Source organism: Leisingera sp. F5 (assembly GCF_001593695.1).
Genome location: NZ_LUKH01000281.1, coordinates 1 through 3,129, shown reverse-complemented (window position 1 = coordinate 3,129; position 3,129 = coordinate 1). Strand labels below are relative to the sequence as shown.

General features: G+C 64.3%; 4 protein-coding genes. All 4 read left to right on the top strand.

The annotated features are described in order from the left end of the window. Positions 1-417: SDR family oxidoreductase (locus tag A2I95_RS28870; RefSeq protein WP_291735422.1), on the top strand; the 417-nt coding region annotated here is incomplete at its 5' end. 10 nt (positions 418-427) lie between these two features. Further along, positions 428-1,549, top strand: coding sequence for a hypothetical protein (locus tag A2I95_RS28865; protein ID WP_027258443.1), 1,122 nt, complete (start codon positions 428-430; stop codon positions 1,547-1,549). Positions 1,550-1,788: 239 nt separating this feature from the next. Continuing rightward, on the top strand, positions 1,789-2,838 hold the full coding sequence (locus tag A2I95_RS28860) for a methyltransferase domain-containing protein (RefSeq protein ID WP_291735420.1): 1,050 nt from the start codon (positions 1,789-1,791) through the stop codon (positions 2,836-2,838). Positions 2,839-2,917: 79 nt separating this feature from the next. Further along, positions 2,918-3,129: ATP-binding cassette domain-containing protein (locus A2I95_RS28855; RefSeq protein WP_291735419.1), on the top strand; the 212-nt coding region annotated here is incomplete at its 3' end.

Genomic DNA, 3,129 nt, shown 5'->3' with positions numbered 1-3,129 from the left:
GCGCTGGTGCCGGGCATGATCGACTGCGGCTGGGGTCGGGTTGTCAATATCACTTCGGTGTCGGTCAAATCGCCGATCCCGGTGCTGGGGCTGTCGAACGCAGCGCGCGCGGGCCTGACCGGTTATGTCGCGGGCACCGCGCGTCAAGTGGCCGGCAAGGGGGTCATCATCAACAACCTGCAACCGGGCATTCATGCCACCGACCGTGCGGTGTCGCTGGATGGCGGTGCCGCCAAGGCGCAGGGGATCACGCCCGAGGAAGCCAAGGCGCAGCGCTGTGCCACCATTCCGGCGGGCCGCTATGGCACGCGGGCTGAGTTCGGCGCCACCTGTGCCTTCATGTGCTCGCAGCACGCGGGCTTCATGGTCGGGCAGAACATCCTGCTGGACGGCGGCGCCACCAATACCACGATGTAAGGAGCGCAGCATGGCCAGCGGGTTTTCCCTGAAGGACCAGCTGTTCAACCGCGACAAGGTCCGCTACCTGGCGGGCCTTTTTGCCGCGGCTGAGCCTGGGTTTGACGCCGATGCATTCGAAGCACAGGTCATGGCGGAGCTGCCGGCGCTGGAGCTGAAGCAGCGGATCACGCTGATTGCCGATGTGCTGGCGGATCACCTGCCGGAGGCTTTGCCAAAGGCCGCGCCGGTCCTGCTCAGGGCGCTGCCGCCGCCCTTGGACCCGGACAAGACGGATGATGATTTCGGTGATTTCATCTTTGCCCCCTTGGGGGAGTATGTCGCTACGCGAGGTGTGGAGGCGCACTGCGGCCTGTCGCTGGACCTGCTGGAGGAGATCACCCAACGGTTTTCGATGGAATGGGCGGTCCGCCCCTTTCTGAACCGCTGGCCCGCCGAAGTGCTGGCGCGGATGCAGGACTGGGCCGGGCACTCCAGCTACCACGTGCGGCGGCTGGTCAGCGAAGGCAGCCGGCCGCGGCTGCCCTGGGGCGAGGCGGTCGGGCTGCAATTGGCGGAGCCGCTGCCGCTCTTGGACCAGCTGCACCGGGACGGCACCCGCTATGTCACCCGCTCGGTAGCCAATCATTTGAACGACATCGCCAAAAAGGACCCGGATCTGGTGATGGACCGCTTAGAGGGCTGGCACAAAGCTGGGGTGCAGGACCGCAAGGAACTGGACTGGATGACCTCCCATGCCTTGCGCGGGTTGGTCAAGGCTGGCCATCCGCGGGCGATGGCGATGCTAGGATTTGATCCGGATCTGTCATTGAAGGCGTTGATCCAGGCGCCGGAGACGGTGCGCATCGGTGAGGCCTTGGATTTCTCCTGCCGGCTGGAAGGTGCGGCGGGCGCGCCGGTGCTGGTTGACTATATCCTGCATTTCCAGCGCCCTGGCGGCAAGGCCTCGGCCAAGGTGTTCAAGCTGAAGCAGGCGAGGATCACCGGCGGCACGCTGAAGCTGGGCAAGAAGCACAAGCTGAAGGGTGATGCGACAACCTTCAAGCTGGTGCCCGGGCCGCACCGGATCGAGCTGATGGTGAATGGCAAGGTGAGGGCCAAGGCGGCGTTTGAGCTGCTGCCGGAAGGGTAGATAATTCTCAATCCGCCCGGCGGCACCGCCGGGCAGCGCTCTTCCGCCCCCGTCATGCCGGAGGCGTGCTTTCAGCACGACGGGCGGGGGCTTCGCTTGCGCCCGCGGACGGGCACCGCCCTCAGAACTCAGTATCGCACGCTCCTTCACAGTTGCGTCAGACCTCCCGCCGGCCCGATTGCCCGGGTGCCTAGGGGCCGCTATCCCAATGGTGTGGAACCATCAGAAAAGGCGCTCCCATGAAACATGAAAACGTGCAGAATTATTATGGCGAGGTGCTGCAGGGCAGCGAGGACTTGCAGACCAACGCCTGCTGCACGCCGGATGCCATGCCGGACCATGTGAAGGCGGTGCTGTCGAAGATCCACGACGAAGTGCTGACCCGCTATTACGGCTGCGGTCTGATCGCGCCAGAGGCGCTGGAGGGCGCAAGGATCCTTGACCTCGGCTGCGGCGCGGGCCGCGATGTCTATGCTTTGTCCGCACTGGTGGGCGAGACCGGCAAGGTGGTGGGCATCGACATGACCGCGGCGCAGCTGGAGGTGGCGCGGCGCCATCAGGATTACCACGCCGAGGCCTTTGGCTATGCCAAGTCCAACGTCGAATTTCATCACGGTTACATCGAACAGCTGAAGGAGCTGGGCCTGGAGCCGGGCTCGTTTGACATCATCGTCTCCAACTGCGTGATCAACCTGGCCACCGACAAGGGCGCGGTGCTGCGCGGTGCGCATCATCTGCTGAAAGAGGGCGGCGAGATGTATTTCTCGGATGTCTACGCCGACCGCCGGGTGCCGCAGGCACTGGCCGAGGACGAGGTGCTGTACGGGGAATGCCTGTCCGGGGCGCTTTATTGGAACGACTTTCTGTCGATCGCTAAGGCATCGGGTTTCAGGGATCCGCGGATGGTGACCGCGCGGATGCTGACGGTCGAGAACCCGGTGCTGGAGAAACGGGTGCAACCGCTGAAGTTCCTGTCGGCCACCTACCGGCTGTTCAAGCTGGCAGCATTGGAGCCTGCCTGCGAAGATTACGGTCAGGCGGTGATCTACAAGGGCACCATCGAACACGCGCCGCATGTGTTTGCGCTGGATGATCATCATGTGATCGAGGCGGGCAAGGTGGCCCCGGTCTGCGGCAACACCTGGATGATGCTGCAGGACAGCCGCCTTGCAGAGCATTTCGAGTTTATCGGCTCGTTTGATACCCACTACGGGATATTTGCGGGCTGCGGCGGCAATTCACCCTTCAACGGGCTGGAACAGGACGGTGCCGCACCGGACTGCTGCTAGAGCGGCTTGCGGCCCTGCGACAGGGTTGCTATCCCGGCGTGACCCCAGCGTATCGCGCGGAAAACAGCCCCGAGGCCCCATGAACACTGCCCCCGCCGACCTGATCAGCACGCAAACGCCGCCGCGTCTGGAGATCCGCAACATCAAGCGCTTCTTTGAGGGGCGTGCGGTGGTGGACGATGTCTCGTTGCAGATCCAGGCGGGGCAGGTGACCTGCCTGCTGGGGCCGTCGGGCTGCGGCAAATCCACCACGCTGCGGATGATTGCCGGGGTGGAGATGCAGGACAGCGG